General features: G+C 66.2%; 13 protein-coding genes and 2 tRNA genes. 11 read left to right on the forward strand and 4 right to left on the reverse strand.

What is annotated here, in order from left to right:
* Window positions 1-100 precede the first annotated feature (100 nt).
* From JOF56_RS20025 to cimA, 5 genes are all read left to right on the forward strand, one after another.
* Window positions 101-376 carry a DUF397 domain-containing protein gene (locus JOF56_RS20025; protein WP_209640347.1) on the forward strand — a complete coding sequence of 92 codons (276 nt, stop codon included), beginning with the start codon at window positions 101-103 and terminating at the stop codon, window positions 374-376.
* Window positions 377-537: 161 nt separating this feature from the next.
* Window positions 538-2,136 carry a phosphoglycerate dehydrogenase gene (gene serA, locus JOF56_RS20030; protein WP_209640350.1) on the forward strand — a complete coding sequence of 533 codons (1,599 nt, stop codon included), beginning with the start codon at window positions 538-540 and terminating at the stop codon, window positions 2,134-2,136.
* A 162-nt stretch (window positions 2,137-2,298) separates the two neighbouring features.
* Window positions 2,299-5,628: a S8 family peptidase gene (locus JOF56_RS20035; RefSeq protein ID WP_307855169.1), complete on the forward strand. Its 3,330-nt coding sequence runs from the start codon at window positions 2,299-2,301 to the stop codon at window positions 5,626-5,628.
* A gap of 125 nt (window positions 5,629-5,753) precedes the next feature.
* Window positions 5,754-6,800 (forward strand): 3-isopropylmalate dehydrogenase, encoded by a 1,047-nt coding sequence (locus JOF56_RS20040; RefSeq protein ID WP_209640353.1) that lies wholly within the window; start codon window positions 5,754-5,756, stop codon window positions 6,798-6,800.
* Window positions 6,801-7,077: 277 nt separating this feature from the next.
* A complete protein-coding gene (gene cimA, locus JOF56_RS20045) occupies window positions 7,078-8,706 on the forward strand; it encodes a citramalate synthase (RefSeq protein ID WP_209640357.1) in 1,629 nt (542 codons plus the stop codon).
* Here the strand turns inward: cimA and JOF56_RS20050 are convergent.
* The gene (locus JOF56_RS20050) at window positions 8,694-8,915 is read right to left on the reverse strand and encodes a DUF397 domain-containing protein (RefSeq protein WP_209640360.1); all 222 of its coding nucleotides are present in this window, start codon (window positions 8,913-8,915) and stop codon (window positions 8,694-8,696) included. The genes cimA and JOF56_RS20050 overlap by 13 nt on opposite strands.
* Window positions 8,916-8,934: 19 nt before the next feature.
* Window positions 8,935-9,747: a helix-turn-helix domain-containing protein gene (locus JOF56_RS20055; RefSeq protein WP_245378319.1), complete on the reverse strand. Its 813-nt coding sequence runs from the start codon at window positions 9,745-9,747 to the stop codon at window positions 8,935-8,937.
* A gap of 111 nt (window positions 9,748-9,858) precedes the next feature.
* Between JOF56_RS20055 and JOF56_RS20060 the strand changes: the two genes are divergently transcribed.
* Entirely contained in the window at window positions 9,859-10,140 is a 282-nt protein-coding gene (locus tag JOF56_RS20060) for a hypothetical protein (RefSeq protein WP_209640366.1), read from the forward strand.
* Here JOF56_RS20060 and JOF56_RS20065 read toward each other — a convergent pair.
* Complete coding sequence (locus JOF56_RS20065) at window positions 10,137-10,367, reverse strand: hypothetical protein (protein ID WP_209640369.1); 231 nt, start codon at window positions 10,365-10,367, stop codon at window positions 10,137-10,139. The two genes, JOF56_RS20060 and JOF56_RS20065, sit on opposite strands and share 4 nt — an antisense overlap.
* A gap of 104 nt (window positions 10,368-10,471) precedes the next feature.
* Between JOF56_RS20065 and JOF56_RS20070 the strand changes: the two genes are divergently transcribed.
* A complete protein-coding gene (locus JOF56_RS20070; RefSeq protein ID WP_209640373.1) occupies window positions 10,472-11,242 on the forward strand; it encodes a fumarylacetoacetate hydrolase family protein in 771 nt (256 codons plus the stop codon).
* A 78-nt stretch (window positions 11,243-11,320) separates the two neighbouring features.
* On the opposite strand, the gene JOF56_RS20075 is transcribed toward JOF56_RS20070, so the two are convergent.
* Complete coding sequence (locus JOF56_RS20075) at window positions 11,321-12,544, reverse strand: FAD-dependent oxidoreductase (RefSeq protein ID WP_209640376.1); 1,224 nt, start codon at window positions 12,542-12,544, stop codon at window positions 11,321-11,323.
* Between the two features lie 102 nt (window positions 12,545-12,646).
* On the opposite strand from JOF56_RS20075, the gene gltX reads away from it, so the two are divergent.
* From gltX to JOF56_RS20095, 4 genes are all read left to right on the forward strand, one after another.
* Window positions 12,647-14,134 carry a glutamate--tRNA ligase gene (gltX, locus tag JOF56_RS20080; RefSeq protein WP_209640380.1) on the forward strand — a complete coding sequence of 496 codons (1,488 nt, stop codon included), beginning with the start codon at window positions 12,647-12,649 and terminating at the stop codon, window positions 14,132-14,134.
* A gap of 125 nt (window positions 14,135-14,259) precedes the next feature.
* Window positions 14,260-15,033: an HAD family hydrolase gene (locus JOF56_RS20085; protein WP_209640383.1), complete on the forward strand. Its 774-nt coding sequence runs from the start codon at window positions 14,260-14,262 to the stop codon at window positions 15,031-15,033.
* A gap of 74 nt (window positions 15,034-15,107) precedes the next feature.
* Window positions 15,108-15,179 (forward strand) — tRNA-Gln (locus JOF56_RS20090).
* A gap of 62 nt (window positions 15,180-15,241) precedes the next feature.
* A tRNA-Glu gene (locus tag JOF56_RS20095) sits at window positions 15,242-15,314 on the forward strand.
* Window positions 15,315-15,847 lie beyond the last annotated feature (533 nt).

A 15,847-nucleotide genomic window follows, 5' to 3' on the forward strand; every position in this document is an offset into this window, starting at 1 on the left:
ATCGCAACATAGCAGGGTCGCGCCCATGTCAGATCTTCTTCGACGAGATCACGACGACCGGCCATCCCCGTGCCGGTGAGGGTCGGGTATACCTAGCGTTATGAATGGTGACAGCGCGCCCATCTATGACAACAAGGCGCATGTGAGGGGCAAACTGGACCTCAAGGACGCCGAATGGCAGCGGGCGGCCGAGCCGGGTGCGGACCCCGACGGTGAGTACGTCGAGATCGCGTTTGTCGAGCACACGGACGGCGTGACCTATACCGCGATGCGCAATTCCAAGTATCCGGATGGCACGATTCTGGTGTTCACTCCCAGCGAGTGGGACGCGTTCGTGCAGGGTGTCCGGGCCGGGGAGTTCGACGAGCCCTGGTGAGTCACGAGAGCTGCGGCATAACCCAACTGTAACTCGCCTGTGAGGCTCTAGACTCCTGTGCGTCCGGGCCCGCTGCCGTACCCGGTCAGCGCGGTTCCGGCGATCTGGGCCGCACGGCTCCGCGCTTTCCCACCCAGTGAAATGAACTTGGAGCCGTTGCCGTGACTGCAACAAGCCGACCTGTTGTTCTGATCGCCGAGAAGCTGGCGCCATCCGTGCTGGACGTGTTCGGCGAGGAGGTCGAGGTCCGTCACGTCGACGGGACCGACCGGCCCGCGTTGCTGTCCGAGGTCGCTGGGGCGGACGCGCTGCTGGTCCGTTCGGCGACCAAAGTGGACGCCGAGGTGCTGGCCGCGACCGACCGGCTCAAGGTCGTCGCCCGGGCCGGGGTCGGCCTGGACAACGTGGAGGTACCGGCCGCGACCGAACGCGGCGTGCTGGTGGTGAACGCCCCGACTTCCAACATCGTCTCGGCCGCCGAGCATGCCGTCGGCCTGCTGCTGTCGGTCGCCCGCCGGATTCCCGCGGCCGACCAGAGCCTGCAGGCCGGTGCCTGGAAGCGCAGCTCCTTCTCGGGTGTCGAGATCAACGGCAAGACCGTCGGCGTGGTGGGCCTCGGCAAGATCGGGCAGCTGTTCGCGGCCCGGCTGCAGGCCTTCGACACGAACGTGATCGCGTACGACCCGTACATCTCGCCTGCCCGGGCCGCGCAGCTGGGCATCGAGCTCGTCGAGCTGGACGAGCTGCTGGCCAGGGCCGACTTCATCTCGGTGCACCTGCCCAAGACCCCGGAGACCAAGGGCCTGATCGGCGCCGCGCAGCTGGCCAAGACCAAGCCGGGTGTGCTGATCGTCAACGCCGCCCGCGGTGGCCTGATCGACGAGCAGGCGCTGGCCGACGCGATCGCGTCGGGCCAGGTCGGCGGGGCGGGCATCGACGTGTTCGCCACCGAGCCGACCACGTCGAGCCCGCTGTTCGGCCTGCCGAACGTGGTGGTCACGCCGCACCTGGGCGCGTCCACCGAAGAGGCACAGGACCGCGCGGGCACGGACGTGGCCCGCAGCGTGCTGCTGGCGCTGCGCGGCGATTTCGTACCCGATGGGGTGAACGTCGTCGGTGGTGCAGTCGGCGACGAGGTCCGCCCGTACCTGCCGCTGACCCACAAGCTGGGCCTGGTGCTGGCCGCGACCGGCAACGGCACGCCGACGTCGCTCTCGGTCGAGGTCCGCGGTGAGCTGTCCAATGAGGACGTCTCGATCCTCGCGCTGGCCGCCGAGCGCGGAGCCTTCCACGGCCTGGTGGACTCCCCGGTGACGTTCGTGAACGCGCCGCGGCTGGCCGAGGAGCTGGGCGTCGAGGTCGACATCGTCAAGGAGTCGGAGAGCGCGGCACACCGCAGTCTGGTGACCTTGCGCGCGGTCTACCCGGACGGCGGGACGATCACGGTGTCCGGCACGGTCTCGGGCCTCGCTCAGGTCGAGAAGCTGGTCGGCTTCAACGGCCGCAGCTTCGACCTGCGCGCGGAGGGCACCGTGGTGCTGGCCGCGTACCAGGACCGTCCGGGTGTGATGGGCACGGTCGGCACGCTGCTCGGTGAGGCCGGCATCAACATCGAGGCCGCCCAGATCAGCCAGACCACGTCCGGCAACGACGCGATCATGCTGCTGCGTGTCGACCGCCAGGTGGACAGCTCGGTGCTCGACTCGATCGGCCTGAGCATCGCCGCCACCAACATCCGCGCCGTCCAGTTCGACGCGTGAGTTGTGTCCCCAAAGTGGCTTTCGGAGCGCTGGATGCTCCGAAAGCCACTTTGGGGGCAAACCCGAAGAGTTGATGTTCGTGCCGATGGACTAGGCAATTGCGCCACCTCGCCGATAGGTTGCTTTCCGACGTCGATCAGACGCGGAGAGTGAGGCAGTCAAGTGGGGCGGACCCGTGCAACCGGGTGGAGGCGACGGTCTGTAATCGCCACGGTCACGCTCGCGGTTGTCGCGAGCGTAAGCAGTGCGGGTACCGCGATCAGCAAACCGGCCGACTACCCGTTGGCCACGGGTCTGGCGCTCACGCCGCGACTGCCACCGTCCACTGCGGATAAGGTCTCGGCGCGGATGGCGCCGACCGGCCGCGCGACAGCGTTCATCGAGCTGGCAAGACGTCCCGCAGTCGATGTCTACAACGAACAGTCCGGCCAGGGTGCGGGGCGCGAGAAGGCCCAGCAAGCCGCCCGTGAGGCCTCCCAAAGTGTCGGCAAGGCAGTGGACGAGCTGTCCGGCGCGTTGCGGGAGAGGGACGCGAGCGCGCAGGTCCTGTACAGCACCGTCAACGCCGTCGCGGGCATGGCGGTGACGGGTGACGCAGCCGCGATCCGTGAACTGTCCGCACGCCCCGAAGTCCAGTCGGTTCGCCCGATCGTGCCCAAGACGCGGACGAACGCGAACGCGGTTCAGGTCACGCAGGCGCTCAACACCTGGCAGGAGTCCGGGAAACTCGGCGACCGCGTCCGGATCGGCGTGATCGACGACGGCGTCGACTACACCCACGCGACATTCGGCGGCCCGGGCAAGCCGGAGGCCTACGACGCGATCGACCGGACCAAGGTGGAACCCGGCTACTTCCCGACCGCCAAGGTCGTCGGCGGCACGGACCTGGCAGGTGACCAGTTCGACTCGGCCGGAGTGCTCGGCTCGGCCACACCGGCGCCGGATCCGAACCCGATCGCGTGCGGCGAGCACGGCACGCACGTGGCCGGAACGGCCGCCGGATTCGGTGTGAACGCCGACGGCACGACCTTCCGTGGCGACTACACCAAGCTCGACTCCCAGGCGCTCAACGAGATGCGGATCGGTCCGGGCACCGCGCCGAAGGCGTTGATCTACGCCATCAAGATCTTCGGCTGCAGCGGCTCGACGAACCTCACCGCGCAGGCGCTGGACTGGGCGCTGGATCCCAACGGCGACAGCGACTTCGCCGACCACCTGGACATCGTGAACATGTCCCTGGGCAGCGACTTCGGCGCGCCGGACGACCCGGACAGCCTGTTCGTCCGCAAACTCGCCCGCAACGACGTGCTTTCGGTGATCTCAGCCGGAAACGGCGGCGACCGGTACGACGTCGGCGGCGCTCCCGGCAACACGGTCGAAGCGCTGACCGTCGCCAGCACGCGCGATCCTTTCGTGCTGCGGGACGCTGTCGAAGTGACAGCGCCGACCCCGGCCAGCGCGGGTGGCCAGTACAGCCAGGCGTTCACCGGCATCGACTCGCTGGATCTCACCAGGCCGATCGTGGCGATGTCGGATTCATCCAACATGGACGGTTGCCGCCCGTTCGGCGAAGACGACAAGGCCAAGGTCAAGGACAAGTTCGTCTGGCTGGAATGGGACGAGGCCGACTCCTCCCGCCGGTGCGGTTCCTCGGGCCGGGCTGCCAACGCGAAGAACGCGGGCGCGGCCGGTGTGTTGTTGTCCTCGGCGACCGACCAGTTCCCGGCCGGTATCGCGGGTATCGACAGCCTGCCGATGTTCCAGTTCACCGCCACCGCGGCCAATCCGCTGCGGCCGGCGCTGCAGGCAGGCACGTTGAGTGTGCGCATGCTCGGGTCCAAGCGGGCGAGCCTCAAGACGATGTCGCCGGAGATCGCGGACACACCAAGCAGTTTCACCTCACGCGGAGTGCGTGCGCCGGTCGTGAAACCGGACGTGGCCGCGCCCGGCGACACCATCGCCTCGGCACTGGCCGGCAGCGGCAGCCAGACCCTGGTGATCAGCGGGACCTCGATGGCCGCGCCGCACGTCAGCGGTGTGGCCGCGCTGGTGCGCCAGACCCACCCGGACTGGACGCCGGAAGAGATCAAGGCCGCGATCATGAACACCGCGGGCGCCGACGTGCGCACCGGGCCGGACGGGATTGTCCTTGCCCCGCAACGAGTCGGGGCGGGCCGGGTGAACGCCAAGGCAGCCGTGGACAACTCCGTGCTGGCGATGGTGATCGACATGCCGGGCGCGGTGAGTGTCTCGTTCGGGACAGTCGAGGCCATCACGAAGATGTCGATGACCAGGACCGTCCGGCTGGTCAACAAGGGCGCCAGACCGGCCGAGTTCACAGTCGCGTACGAGCCGGTCACCACGACCCCGGGCGTGCACTACGAGGTCACCCGCGGCCCGATCCGGGTCCAGCCCCGGGGCGCGGCATCGGTCTCGGTCACGTTGCGCATCGACGACCCGCTGGCGTTGCGCAGAACCATGGACCCGACCGTCTCGCCGACCCAGAGCGACCTCGCCCGCCAGTTCCTGGCCGACGCGTCCGGCCGGCTCCTGCTGACCCCGAAAACCGGCCCGCAGCTGCGCGTCCCGGTGTACGCGGCGCCCAAACCGGTCGCCAAGATCAGCACCGAGCCGCAGGTCACGTTCGACAGCCGGGAACAGGGCCTGCTGGCCATCCGCGGCAAAGGGCTGGACCAGGGCAAAGGCAGCGAGGCCTACCGGTCGTTGATCAGTGTGCTTGAGCTGCAGGCGAGCTCCCCGCAGCTGCCGTCGTGCCGCAAGAACCTGACAAAGGCCTGCACTGTCAACGACACCGCTCGTGGCGGTGATCTCAGATACGTCGGAGTAGCGTCCACTGCGCCGTACGCCGTCGAACAAGGCAAGCCCGACAAGGCGATCCTCGCGTTCGGCATAGTGACTTGGGGCAACTGGTACAACCTCGGAAGCAACACGGTCCCGTATGTGGACATCGACACGACCGGTGACGGCAAGGCAGACTTCGAGTCGTTCGTGACCAAGCTCACCGGCTCGGACGTGTGGGTGGTGAACACAGTGGACTTGGCCAGGCCGGGGAACCCCTCGGTGGCCCGTACCCCGTTGAACGGGTTGCTCGGCGACGTCGACACCGAGGTGTTCGACACGAACGTCGCCGTGCTCCCGGTCCCGCTCAAAGCGCTCGGCATCGACCCGGCCAAGGGCTCGGCGCGGATCTCGTACGCGGTCGGTGTGGCGGGGTACTACACCGCGCCGGGTGACGAGTCAGGTTTGATCGACAGTGTGGACTCGTTGTCGTTCGACCCGCTCAAGCCCGGTCTGCGGGCGACCGGACAGGGTGAGGACGCGCTCGTGTACCTCGCCCAGCCCGGCACCGCGCTCTCGGTGAAGCGGGAGAAGTCGGCGTTGGCGACAGGTAATTCTGCTGGATTGCTTGTCCTCAACCACCACAACGCCAGTGGAAATCGTGCCTTGGTGGTGCGGATTCCCGTCAGCTGAGATTTCGTGATCCGAAAGGGGGACCCCGTAAGCGTGGTCGAGGTACGGATGATCCGGAGGGTGCGGGTAGCCTTCCCTGAACTGTGCGGCCCGATGTCAGGGCCTGTATCCACGGAGGTGTCTGCATGCGGCTCGCGGTGATCCCCGGTGACGGGATCGGGCCGGAAGTGATCGCCGAGGCTCTCAAGGTGCTCGGCGAGGTCGTTCCGAGTGCTGAGATCACGCGGTATGACCTCGGCGCCGCTCGGTGGCACGCGACGGGGGAGCTGCTGCCTGAGTCGGTTCTCGGCGAACTGCGGGAACACGACGCCATTTTGCTCGGCGCGGTCGGCGATCCTTCTGTGCCAAGCGGAATCCTCGAGCGCGGACTGCTGCTGAGGCTGCGGTTCGAGCTCGACCATCATGTGAACCTGCGCCCGGCGCGGCTGTACCCGGGCGTACGTAGCCCGATCGCCGACCCAGGCGACATCGACATGATCGTCGTGCGGGAAGGCACGGAAGGTCTCTACGCGGGCAACGGCGGCCTGCTGCGTAAGGACACTCCGCACGAGATCGCGACCGAGGTCAGCGTCAACACGTCGTTCGGTGTGGCACGTGTGGTCCGTGACGCGTTCGCCCGCGCCTCGGCCCGCCCCCGCAAGCACCTGACCCTGGTGCACAAGACCAACGTGCTCGCGCACGCCGGGTCCTTGTGGTCGCGGGTCGTCGAGGAGGTCTCACTCGAGCACCCGGACGTCACGGTGGCGTACCAGCATGTGGACGCGACCACGATCCACATGGTGACCGACCCCAGCCGCTTCGACGTGATCGTCACCGACAACCTGTTCGGCGACATCCTCACCGACCTCGCGGCGGCCGTGACCGGCGGCATCGGCCTGGCGGCGTCCGGCAACCTGGACATCACCCGCCGCAACCCGAGCATGTTCGAGCCGGTACACGGCAGCGCCCCGGACATCGCCGGCCAGGGCATCGCCGACCCGACAGCCGCCGTGCTCTCGGTCGCCCTGCTGCTGGACCACCTCGGTGAGCGCGAGGCCGCCCGCCGGATCGAGGCCTCCGTGGCCTTCGACCTGGCGACCCGCGACCACGCCTCACCCGGCGGCACGTACGCCATCGGTGACCGCCTGGCCGCCCTGGTGTCCTCCAACACCTCTACGCGCACCACGGCTTAGTCTCCGCAGCTCAAGGCCGCCTTCACAGGTTGTGAAGGCGGCTTTGCCTGTTTGCGGGGCTGACGGCCTCCCAGAAAGTGGGAATTTGCGCCCGTGGGTTGGTATGGCGGGGCGGGGTGTGATTTGATGCCGGGCATGACCGCGTATGCCGTGATCATTATCGACCAGCGCGCCGGATAGCCAGCACTCATCCCCGGCGCGCCGACCTCTCGCATCTTGCGGGAGGTTTTTTGTTTGTCCGGCATAACCCACCCGGCATAGACACCAGGAGAGACCCGTGACCCGCAAGACCCCAGCCGGCACTCCGCTCGGCGACGACTTCCACGTGTACGACACGACGTTGCGCGACGGGGCTCAGCGGGAGGGCATTTCCTACTCCGTGGCCGACAAGCTCGCGGTCGCGCGCCTGCTGGATGAGCTTGGGGTCGGTTTCATCGAGGGTGGCTGGCCCGGTGCGTTGCCCAAGGACACCGAGTTCTTTGCACGTGCTGCCGGGGGAGAGCTGGAGCTCAGGCACGCGGCGCTCGTCGCGTTCGGTTCCACGCGCCGGGCGGGGACGACGGCAGCGGAAGATCCGCAGGTACGTGCCCTTCTCGACTCGCAGGCCCCGGTCATCACGCTTGTGGCGAAGTCGGACCGCAGGCACATCGAGCTGGCGCTGAAGACCGATGTGGACGAGGCGTGCGAGATGGTTCGCGACACGGTCGCGTTCCTGACCGGGGAGGGACGGCGCGTCTTCCTGGACGCGGAGCATTTCTTCGATGGCTACGCCTTTGATCCGGATTGCGCGCTGCGGGTGCTCACCGCTGCCATGGACGGGGGCGCGGATGTCTCGGTGCTTTGCGACACCAATGGGGGGCAATTGCCGTTGCAATTGGCCGACACCGTCCGCGAAGTGATCGCCCGGACCGGTTTCCGGGTCGGCATCCACTGTCAGGACGACACATCTTGCGCCGTGGCCAACAGCGTCGCGGCGGTTCAAGCCGGTGCAAGTCACGTGCAATGCACCGCGAATGGTTACGGCGAGCGGGCCGGCAATGCCGACTTGTTCGCCGTTGTAGGGAACCTCGTGACCAAGCTCGACATGCCGGTGCTACCCACCGCAAGCGTGGCCGAGCTCACCCGTGTCTCCCATGCCCTTGCCGAGATCGCGAATCTCGCACCCGACACCCACCAGGCCTACGTCGGGTCCTCAGCGTTCGCCCACAAGGCGGGCCTGCACGCGAGCGCGATCAAAGTCGATCCGGAGCTCTACAACCACATCGATCCGGACGTCGTCGGCAATGACATGCGGGTACTGGTCACCGAGATGGCCGGTCGGGCCAGCCTGGAGCTCAAGGGACGTGAGCTCGGGGTTGACCTGGCCGGCCGGCCTGCCGCACTGACCAGCGCGGTGCGCAAGGTCAAGGAGATGGAAGCCCGCGGCTGGTCCTTCGAGGCTGCGGACGCGTCACTGGAACTGTTGCTGCGCGGTGAGGTGGCGGAGGCGGAGAAGTCCGTTGTGGACTCGCCGCCGTTCGTGCTCGAGTCGTACCGAGTGATCCTGGACCACCACGTGGACGGAACGGTGGTCTCTGAGGCAACGGTGAAGGTGCATGTCGCGGGGGAGCGTGTGATCGCGACGGCAGAAGGAAACGGCCCGGTGCACGCACTGGACGCAGCACTCCGCAAGGCGTTGCTGCCGCACTTGTCGTGGCTGGACCAGGTCGAGCTGGCGGACTACAAGGTCCGCATCCTCACCGACCAGCACGGCACCGATGCGGTGACACGCGTGCTCGTGGAATCGACCGACGGCAAGCAGGAGTGGACTACCGTCGGCGTGCACGGCAACATCGTCGAGGCCAGCTGGCTGGCCATGTGTGACGCCCTGGTGCACAAGGCGCTACGGGAGAATCAGCCGGCCTGAGCCAAGGCAGAGAGCAAGGCGGCCCAAGCCGAGCGTTCGAACGCGAGGACTGGGCCGCCCGAGTTCTTGGAGTCCCGGGTCAGGACGAGGTCAGCGAGAGCAGCAACCTCGACGCACTCTCCGTTGTTGGCGCTGAAACTGCTCTTGGCCCACGCGACTTCAACGCAAGATCCGTTGTTGCCACTGAAGCTGCTCTTCCTCCAGCGCATGGCGCCCTCCAGGCCTGGCTCAGTCGATCAACTCTCTGATCCGGCTCAGTGACTTCGCAGGCGAGAGAGCGACCGATTTGAGATTCTCGACTGCCATTTTATAGGTCCGGACATCGGCCGGATCCTGTATGTAGACGGCGCCATCCACTCGTTCGGCGTAGGCGATGGACTGTGCTTGGGCGAAATCCAGCACGACGAGATGACCGGTGTTCGCGGCATGCGGACCATCTTCAGGTCGCACCACCTGGATAGTCACGTTGGGCAGTTTGGCCAACGCGAGCAGGTGTTTGAGCTGAGCCCGCCGGATTTCGGGAGTACCTACTGCCAGCCGCAGAGCGCCTTCCGCTATCACTGCGTGCAGGTTCAATGGATCATCGTCGGTGAGCCGCTTGGCCCGGGCCAAGCGAAACGACACAAACCGTTCGCTATGGTCACGCCGGACAAAGCCGGTGGCCTCAGTCACCGCTTCGGCATAGTCCGCAGTCTGAAGCAACCCTGGTAGCAGGATCGGCTCGAACACGAACTCGTTTTCCGCCAGTCCCTCCAGCCCCACGAAAGTTCTGAACCAGTCCGGCACAATATTCGACCAAGGGGCCACCCAGGACTTTCCAGCTGTGGTTCCCGCCAGCGATGCCAGGCGGTCCGCGTCGTGCTTCGCAGCGCCATATGTGGACATGAGGGTGGCGACATCCGCTGGCCACTGGATGTACTTGCTGGTCTCCATATGGCCGATCTTGGGTCTGCCCACGCCCGACTTCTCGGCCGCCTCAGACAGGGACAAGCCCGCTTGCCGGCGGTGGTGCGCCAGCTCGATGCCCACCAGCCAGCGCAACGCAGAGGGGTCATTCCTTGCCATGACTCAAGTTTCCCTGAGTCGGGCTCGACTTGTCGTCACTCGATCGAGTAGTTGAGTGGATAGAACGTCTAGCCTAACGTCAGTCAGGTGACTCTGGCGGAAGTTGTACTGCAGGGACTTGCTGATGAGGCGAAGGCCACCGCTCCGCGCCTTTTCGCCATCTGTGGCGTGCGGCACGACAAGATCTGCGACGGCGACACTTTCATCGCGTGGGGCATCGAGTTCGACGATCCGCCCGGCGCGGTCCTCTGGTACTGCGACGGCACGACCTTCGGGTCCGATTCAGCCAGTCAGGCGTTGCGCTCACATCAGATCGGGGCCGACGCACGCCTGATCTGGCTTGGTCACGGCTCTGCGGATCTTTCCTAAGGCATGGGCCAGTAGGAGAAGTAGTAGCCGTTGCCTCTGGACGGGACTTCCTTGTAGGTGCAACCACCGGCGACGCCGCCGGCCTCTCGCCAGCCGTCGCGGGCCTCGATGCAGCCGGGCTGAGTGTCGTAGGGGCCGTTCCAATAGGGTGGCCCCGCGGCGGTGGCCGGAGTGGCGCCGAGCACGAACAGACCGGCGAAAGCCAGTGTGGTCAAGGTTTTGCGCATCGTCTCAGCATCGGCGCGGTGCTCGGCGGGCACAATCCACCATTCAGCTTCGTGAACTCACCCCGTCGACCGGTAGGCCGGCATCGCGGACGTTAAAGTGAGCCGTGCGTATTGCTCGTATTGCCCACTCCGAAGGGTTCGCCTACGCGGCGCTTGGCGACGCGGATGGCCAGGAAGTCGCGCTGGAGATCGCCGAACAGCCGTTCGTGAAGCCCACGTTCAGTGGGCGGAAGTGGCCGCTCGCCGACGTCCGGCTGCTGGCTCCGGTGCTGCCGACCAAGGTCGTCTGCATCGGCAAGAACTACGCCGACCACGCCCGCGAGATGGGTGGCGAGCCGCCTGCCGACCCTGTGATGTTCATCAAGCCGTCGACGAGCGTGATCGGCCCGAACGCGGCCATCAAGCTGCCCGCCGACTCGTCCAGAGTGGACTTCGAGGGCGAGCTGGCGGTCGTGATCGGCCAGCCGTGCAAGGACGTGCCCGCCGAGAAGGCCGCGTCGGTCATCTTCGGCTACACGATCGGCAACGACGTGACCGCCCGCGATCAGCAGAAGGCCGACGGACAGTGGACGCGTGGCAAGGGCCACGACTCCTTCTGCCCGCTCGGCCCGTGGGTGGAGACCCAGCTGAAGGCCGAGGACCTGGCCATCCGCACCGAGCTGGACGGCGAGGTCAAGCAGGACTCCCGGACCTCATTGCTCCTGCACGACATCCCCGAATTGATCGAATGGATCACGCGGGTGATGACATTGCTGCCCGGTGACGTGATCCTGACCGGCACTCCCGCAGGCGTCGGCCCGATGAAGGACGGCCAGTCCGTGTCGGTGACTGTCGAGGGCATCGGCACGCTCACCAACCCGGTGGTCACCAAGTAGCAGCTTTCCTGTGCCCCCAATGCCACATTGGTGGCATCCGATGCCACCAATGTGGCATTGGGGGCACAGGTTTTTCTCTTAGCGGCGGGCGAAGTCGGGGGCATGCTCCGGACGCACCCCGATCGCCACGATGTATGCCGGAACTGCTCGAAGTGGCGGCAGGAGCCTCGTCAGGATTGTCGGCGTCTTCGGGTACGTGGTGCGCTTACCCGCCAGCACCGGGGTGAGCACCTTCGCGTGCAGGAAGCGTTGCAGTCCCTGGGCCACGACCATTGGCAGCCACCTGCGTCGGCGTACTTTCGCCAAATCCTCGGATTGCACCTTCCGCTCCAGCAATGGTTTCGCCAGCAATGCCGCTGCGGCTGCGGCATCTTGCACCGCGAGGTTGATGCCGATACCACCGACCGGCGACATCGCGTGCGCGGCATCCCCGATGCAAAGCAGGCCGTCCCGGTGCCATTGGTGCAGGCGATTGAGCTTGACGTCCAGCACTTTGACCTCGTCCATGCTCTGGATTGCACCGACCTTGTCGGCCAGATCGGGCTCGATGCGCACCACGCGATCTCGGAACGCCTGCAGTCCTTCCGCACGCAATTGCGGGTCATTGCCCTTGCGGGCCAGGTAGGCAATCTGGAAGTAGTGGTCCCGGTTGATCATCAGCAGCAGTTCGCGGTCGCCGATCCGGAACTGGATGTCACCCAGTCCACCGGTGTCGCGCTCGTCGCGTGGCAGCCGGAACCACCACGCGTCCAGCGGCACCGGGAATTCCTCCGGCACCAGCCCGGCTTCCTCGCGCAGCACCGACGATCGTCCGTCACACGCGACAGTCAGGTCGGCGTGCAGTTCGCCTTCGGTGCCGTCGGTTGTGCGATACCGCACGCCGGTGACTTTGGCGCCGTCCTTGAGCAGGCCGGTGACCTCGGTGTTCATCCGCAGTGTGTACGTGGCCTCCTGCTTGCCCGCGTCCGCCAGCAGATCGAGGAAGTCCCACTGCGGCACGATCGCGATGTAGTTGTACGGCGCGCGTAGCCGCCTGATGTCCCCGAGCACCTGGACCCGGTCGCCTGCGGGAAAACCGATGGTCTCCACCTTCGACTGCGGCAACTGCCGGAACTGCTTGCCCAGCCCCAGTTCGTCGATCATGCGGATCGTCGAGGCGTGCACCGTGTCGCCGCGGAAGTCCCGCAGGAAGTCGGAATGCTTCTCCAGCACGGTGACCTCCACACCGGCGCGCGCCAGCAACAGCCCGAGAACCATGCCGGCCGGTCCGCCCCCGACGATCGCGCAGGTCGTGCGCTCCATCTCGAACCCCTTCCAATTTTCAACAGCAGTTGAATAACTTCAGGGTGCTCTTGTCGGGCTGTGACGTCAAGTCGCCGTCACCCGGTTAGGCTCACCCCTGTTATGAACAACACGCCACCTCTCGCGGGCGTACGAGTCCGCTTCTGCCCTTCACCGACCGGCACCCCGCATGTCGGTCTGATCCGTACCGCCCTGTTCAACTGGGCCTTCGCCCGGCATCACGGTGGTGAGCTGGTCTTCCGGATCGAGGACACCGACGCCTCGCGGGACTCCGAGGAGAGCTACAACGCTCTGCTGGACGCGTTGACCTGGCTGGGAATCGACTGGGACGAAGGCCCCGAGGTCGGCGGCGACCACGGGCCGTACCGCCAGAGCCAGCGCGGTGAGATCTACACCGACGTCGCCCGCAGGCTCCTGGAAGCCGGCGAGCTCTACGAGTCCTTCTCGAGTCCCGACGAGGTCGACGAGCGGCGCAGGGCCGCGGGCCAGGACACAAAACTGGGCTACGACAACGCCGACCGGCACACGACCGACGAGCAGAAGGCCGAATTCCGCGCGCAAGGCCGTGAACCGGTGCTGCGGCTGCGGATGCCCGACGAGGACATCACCTTCCAGGACCTGATCCGTGGCGAGGTGACCTTCAAGGCTGGCAGCGTGCCTGACCCTGTTCTGGTACGGGCCAACGGCGCGCCGCTGTACACGTTGACCAACCCGGTCGACGACGCGTTGATGCGTATTACCCACATCCTGCGCGGCGAGGACCTGTTGCCGTCCACGCCGCGGCAGATCGCGCTTTTCGCGGCGTTGCAGCGGATCGGCGTGGCGGAGTCCATCCCGGACTATGCGCATCTGCCGCTGGTGCGTGGCGAGGGCAACCGCAAGCTGTCCAAGCGGGACCCCGAATCGAACCTGTTCGCCTACCGGGAGCGCGGGTTCCTGCCCGAAGGCATGCTGAACTACCTGGCGCTGCTGGGCTGGGCGATTGCCGAGGACCGGGACATTTTCAGCATGTCCGAAATGGTGCAGGCCTTCGACATCGGCAAGGTCAGCTCCAACCCGGCGCGTTTCGACCTGAAAAAGGCCGAGGCCATCAACGCCACCCACCTGCGTGCGCTCGGCCAGGACGATTTCGTCGAGCGGACCCTGCCTTACCTGGCGGCCGCGGGACTCATCGCCGAGAAACCGACCGACGAGCAGCGAACGCTGTTCACCGCGGCCGCGCCGCTGATTCAGGAACGCCTGATCGTGCTGTCGGACGCGGTGGGAATGGTGCGGTTCCTGTTCCAGTCCGAAGAGGACTTCGCCCCCGAGCCCGACTCGGCGGCCAAAGCCCTTGGCCAGGACGCACACCCCGTGCTCGACGCGGCGATCGCGGCCCTTGAAGCGGTGTCCGACTGGACTACACCGGCCATCGAGGAAGCGTTGAAGGCGGCCCTGATCGACGGTCTGGGGCTCAAACCCCGCAAGGCGTTCGCTCCGGTCCGGGTCGCGGTGACCGGCCGCACGGTGTCGCCGCCGCTGTACGAGTCGCTCGAGTTGCTGGGTCGTGAGAGAACTCTCACCCGCATGAGGCAGGCACGTAACGCCTGAGGGTCGTCGATCCGATACAGGCAGTTTGGCCCCCTTGGCGACAAGGGGGCTTAACCGTGTCAGTGACCCAACAATCACCTCGTTAGCCGAATCGCAAACAGGGGTGACACGCCTATCGTTCCTGGATGGCATCAGCGCTGGAGTTGCGGTCCGACCTTCTCGGATCGGTGGCCAATCCACCGGTAATCGCGGCGGTCTGTCTGGACATCGACGACACCCTCGTCGATTTCACCTCGGCCGCCAGATCCGCATTATTCGCGCTGATCGGCCGAGATGACATGTGGCCCGCTTGGCAGCACACGACAGACGAGTACGTCGCTCGTGCGGTATCCGGCGAACTTGATCCCCGCACGATGCGTATGCAGCGGACCAAGGCATTCCTGACCGACCTGGGAGTGCTGCTCGACGACGAGACCGTGGCCATGCTCGAAGATCGCCGGCAGACCCAGATGTGCAGCGGCTGGCAGCTCTACCCCGACACCTTGGCCTGCCTCGACTGGCTGCGCGCGGCCGGCCTCAAACTCGCCGCTGTGACGAACGCCTCGGGCCCGGCCCAGCGCGACAAACTGGCCTGCCTCGGCCTCACCCGCTTCTTCGACGCCGTGGTCATCGCCGGCGAGCTCGGCGTCTCCAAACCCCGCCCGGAGATCTTCCACGCCGCCTGCCAGCAACTTCAGGTCCCCCCAGAGCAGACAGTGCACGTCGGCGACCGCCTCGACCTGGACGCCATCGGCGCCCACGAAGCCGGCCTGCACGCGATCTGGCTCGACCGCGACGACCTCCCGACCAGCCGCGTCCCCCAGGGTGTGCACGTCATCCCAGACCTTTCCGAGCTGCCGTCCCTGCTCGTCAGCGAGTACGTCACCCCCTCGCTGACGGTCCCATCGCCCCGAGCCTGACCCCCGATTTTCGGGCCCCCGGGCGGTGGTCTACTATCTGTTCCGGCGCCAAGGACAGCAGTCAGTGACGCCGGTGGGGTATGGTGTAATTGGCAGCACGACTGATTCTGGTTCAGTTAGTCTAGGTTCGAGTCCTGGTACCCCAGCGAGAGAGTCCCCAGCACCACGTGCTAGGATTCCCTCAGTAAAAAAGAACAAGAAAGTTCCTGGCCCCGTCGTCTAGCGGCCTAGGACGCCGCCCTCTCAAGGCGGTAGCGCGGGTTCAAATCCCGTCGGGGCTACGCGAGTGGGCGAGCTATGGTCGGTGTTTCGCACCTTTCCATAGCTCGCTTCGCTATTATTTTGGGGGCCCAGCCGCCAAACCCCCGGGCGCACGTGTTTTTGCTTGGGTTGGGTTTTTGCTGCGGGACATTGTTTGGCTTTCGTCTCCTCCTCAAATTTTGGCTTGGGGCCTGCTTTCGCAGGGGTCGCGGCTTTGGGTTGCGCTCCAGCCAGGGCAGCTTGGGGATCTGTTCCAGCGTGAGGGCTCACATCGTGAAGCATGCGCAATCACAAGGGGCTCGCTCCAACTGCGTGGTGTGCTGAGGGGTGGCGTGCAACGGCGGAGAGGTTCTGGCGGGCCCGGACTCAAAGAGCGTCGGTTGGCGCCCGAGGAAGCTTCGAAAGCGCGTTAGCGCACCAAGGTTCGCCCCTGAGTGTCCTCACCCTCGGTCGGCCTGGGCGAAGCCTGATCACACAAGCTCAGGGCACCGCAGAGCAGCGGCGACCAGCCCAAGCCCGGCGCCCAGCAACGAAACCCAACCTCAGACCCGAG

Source organism: Kibdelosporangium banguiense, assembly GCF_017876405.1.
Lineage (GTDB): Bacteria > Actinomycetota > Actinomycetes > Mycobacteriales > Pseudonocardiaceae > Kibdelosporangium > Kibdelosporangium banguiense.

What these genes read in the sequence shown, in the direction of transcription:
- JOF56_RS20025 (WP_209640347.1), top strand. Translation starts at nt 101, where the DNA reads ATGAATGGTGACAGCGCGCCCATCTATGACAACAAGGCGCATGTGAGG.
- JOF56_RS20040 (WP_209640353.1), top strand. Translation starts at nt 5,754, where the DNA reads ATGCGGCTCGCGGTGATCCCCGGTGACGGGATCGGGCCGGAAGTGATC.
- JOF56_RS20050 (WP_209640360.1), bottom strand. Translation starts at nt 8,915, where the DNA reads ATGCGCTGGAGGAAGAGCAGCTTCAGTGGCAACAACGGATCTTGCGTT.
- JOF56_RS20065 (WP_209640369.1), bottom strand. Translation starts at nt 10,367, where the DNA reads ATGCGCAAAACCTTGACCACACTGGCTTTCGCCGGTCTGTTCGTGCTC.
- JOF56_RS20075 (WP_209640376.1), bottom strand. Translation starts at nt 12,544, where the DNA reads ATGGAGCGCACGACCTGCGCGATCGTCGGGGGCGGACCGGCCGGCATG.
- gltX (WP_209640380.1), top strand. Translation starts at nt 12,647, where the DNA reads ATGAACAACACGCCACCTCTCGCGGGCGTACGAGTCCGCTTCTGCCCT.
- JOF56_RS20085 (WP_209640383.1), top strand. Translation starts at nt 14,260, where the DNA reads ATGGCATCAGCGCTGGAGTTGCGGTCCGACCTTCTCGGATCGGTGGCC.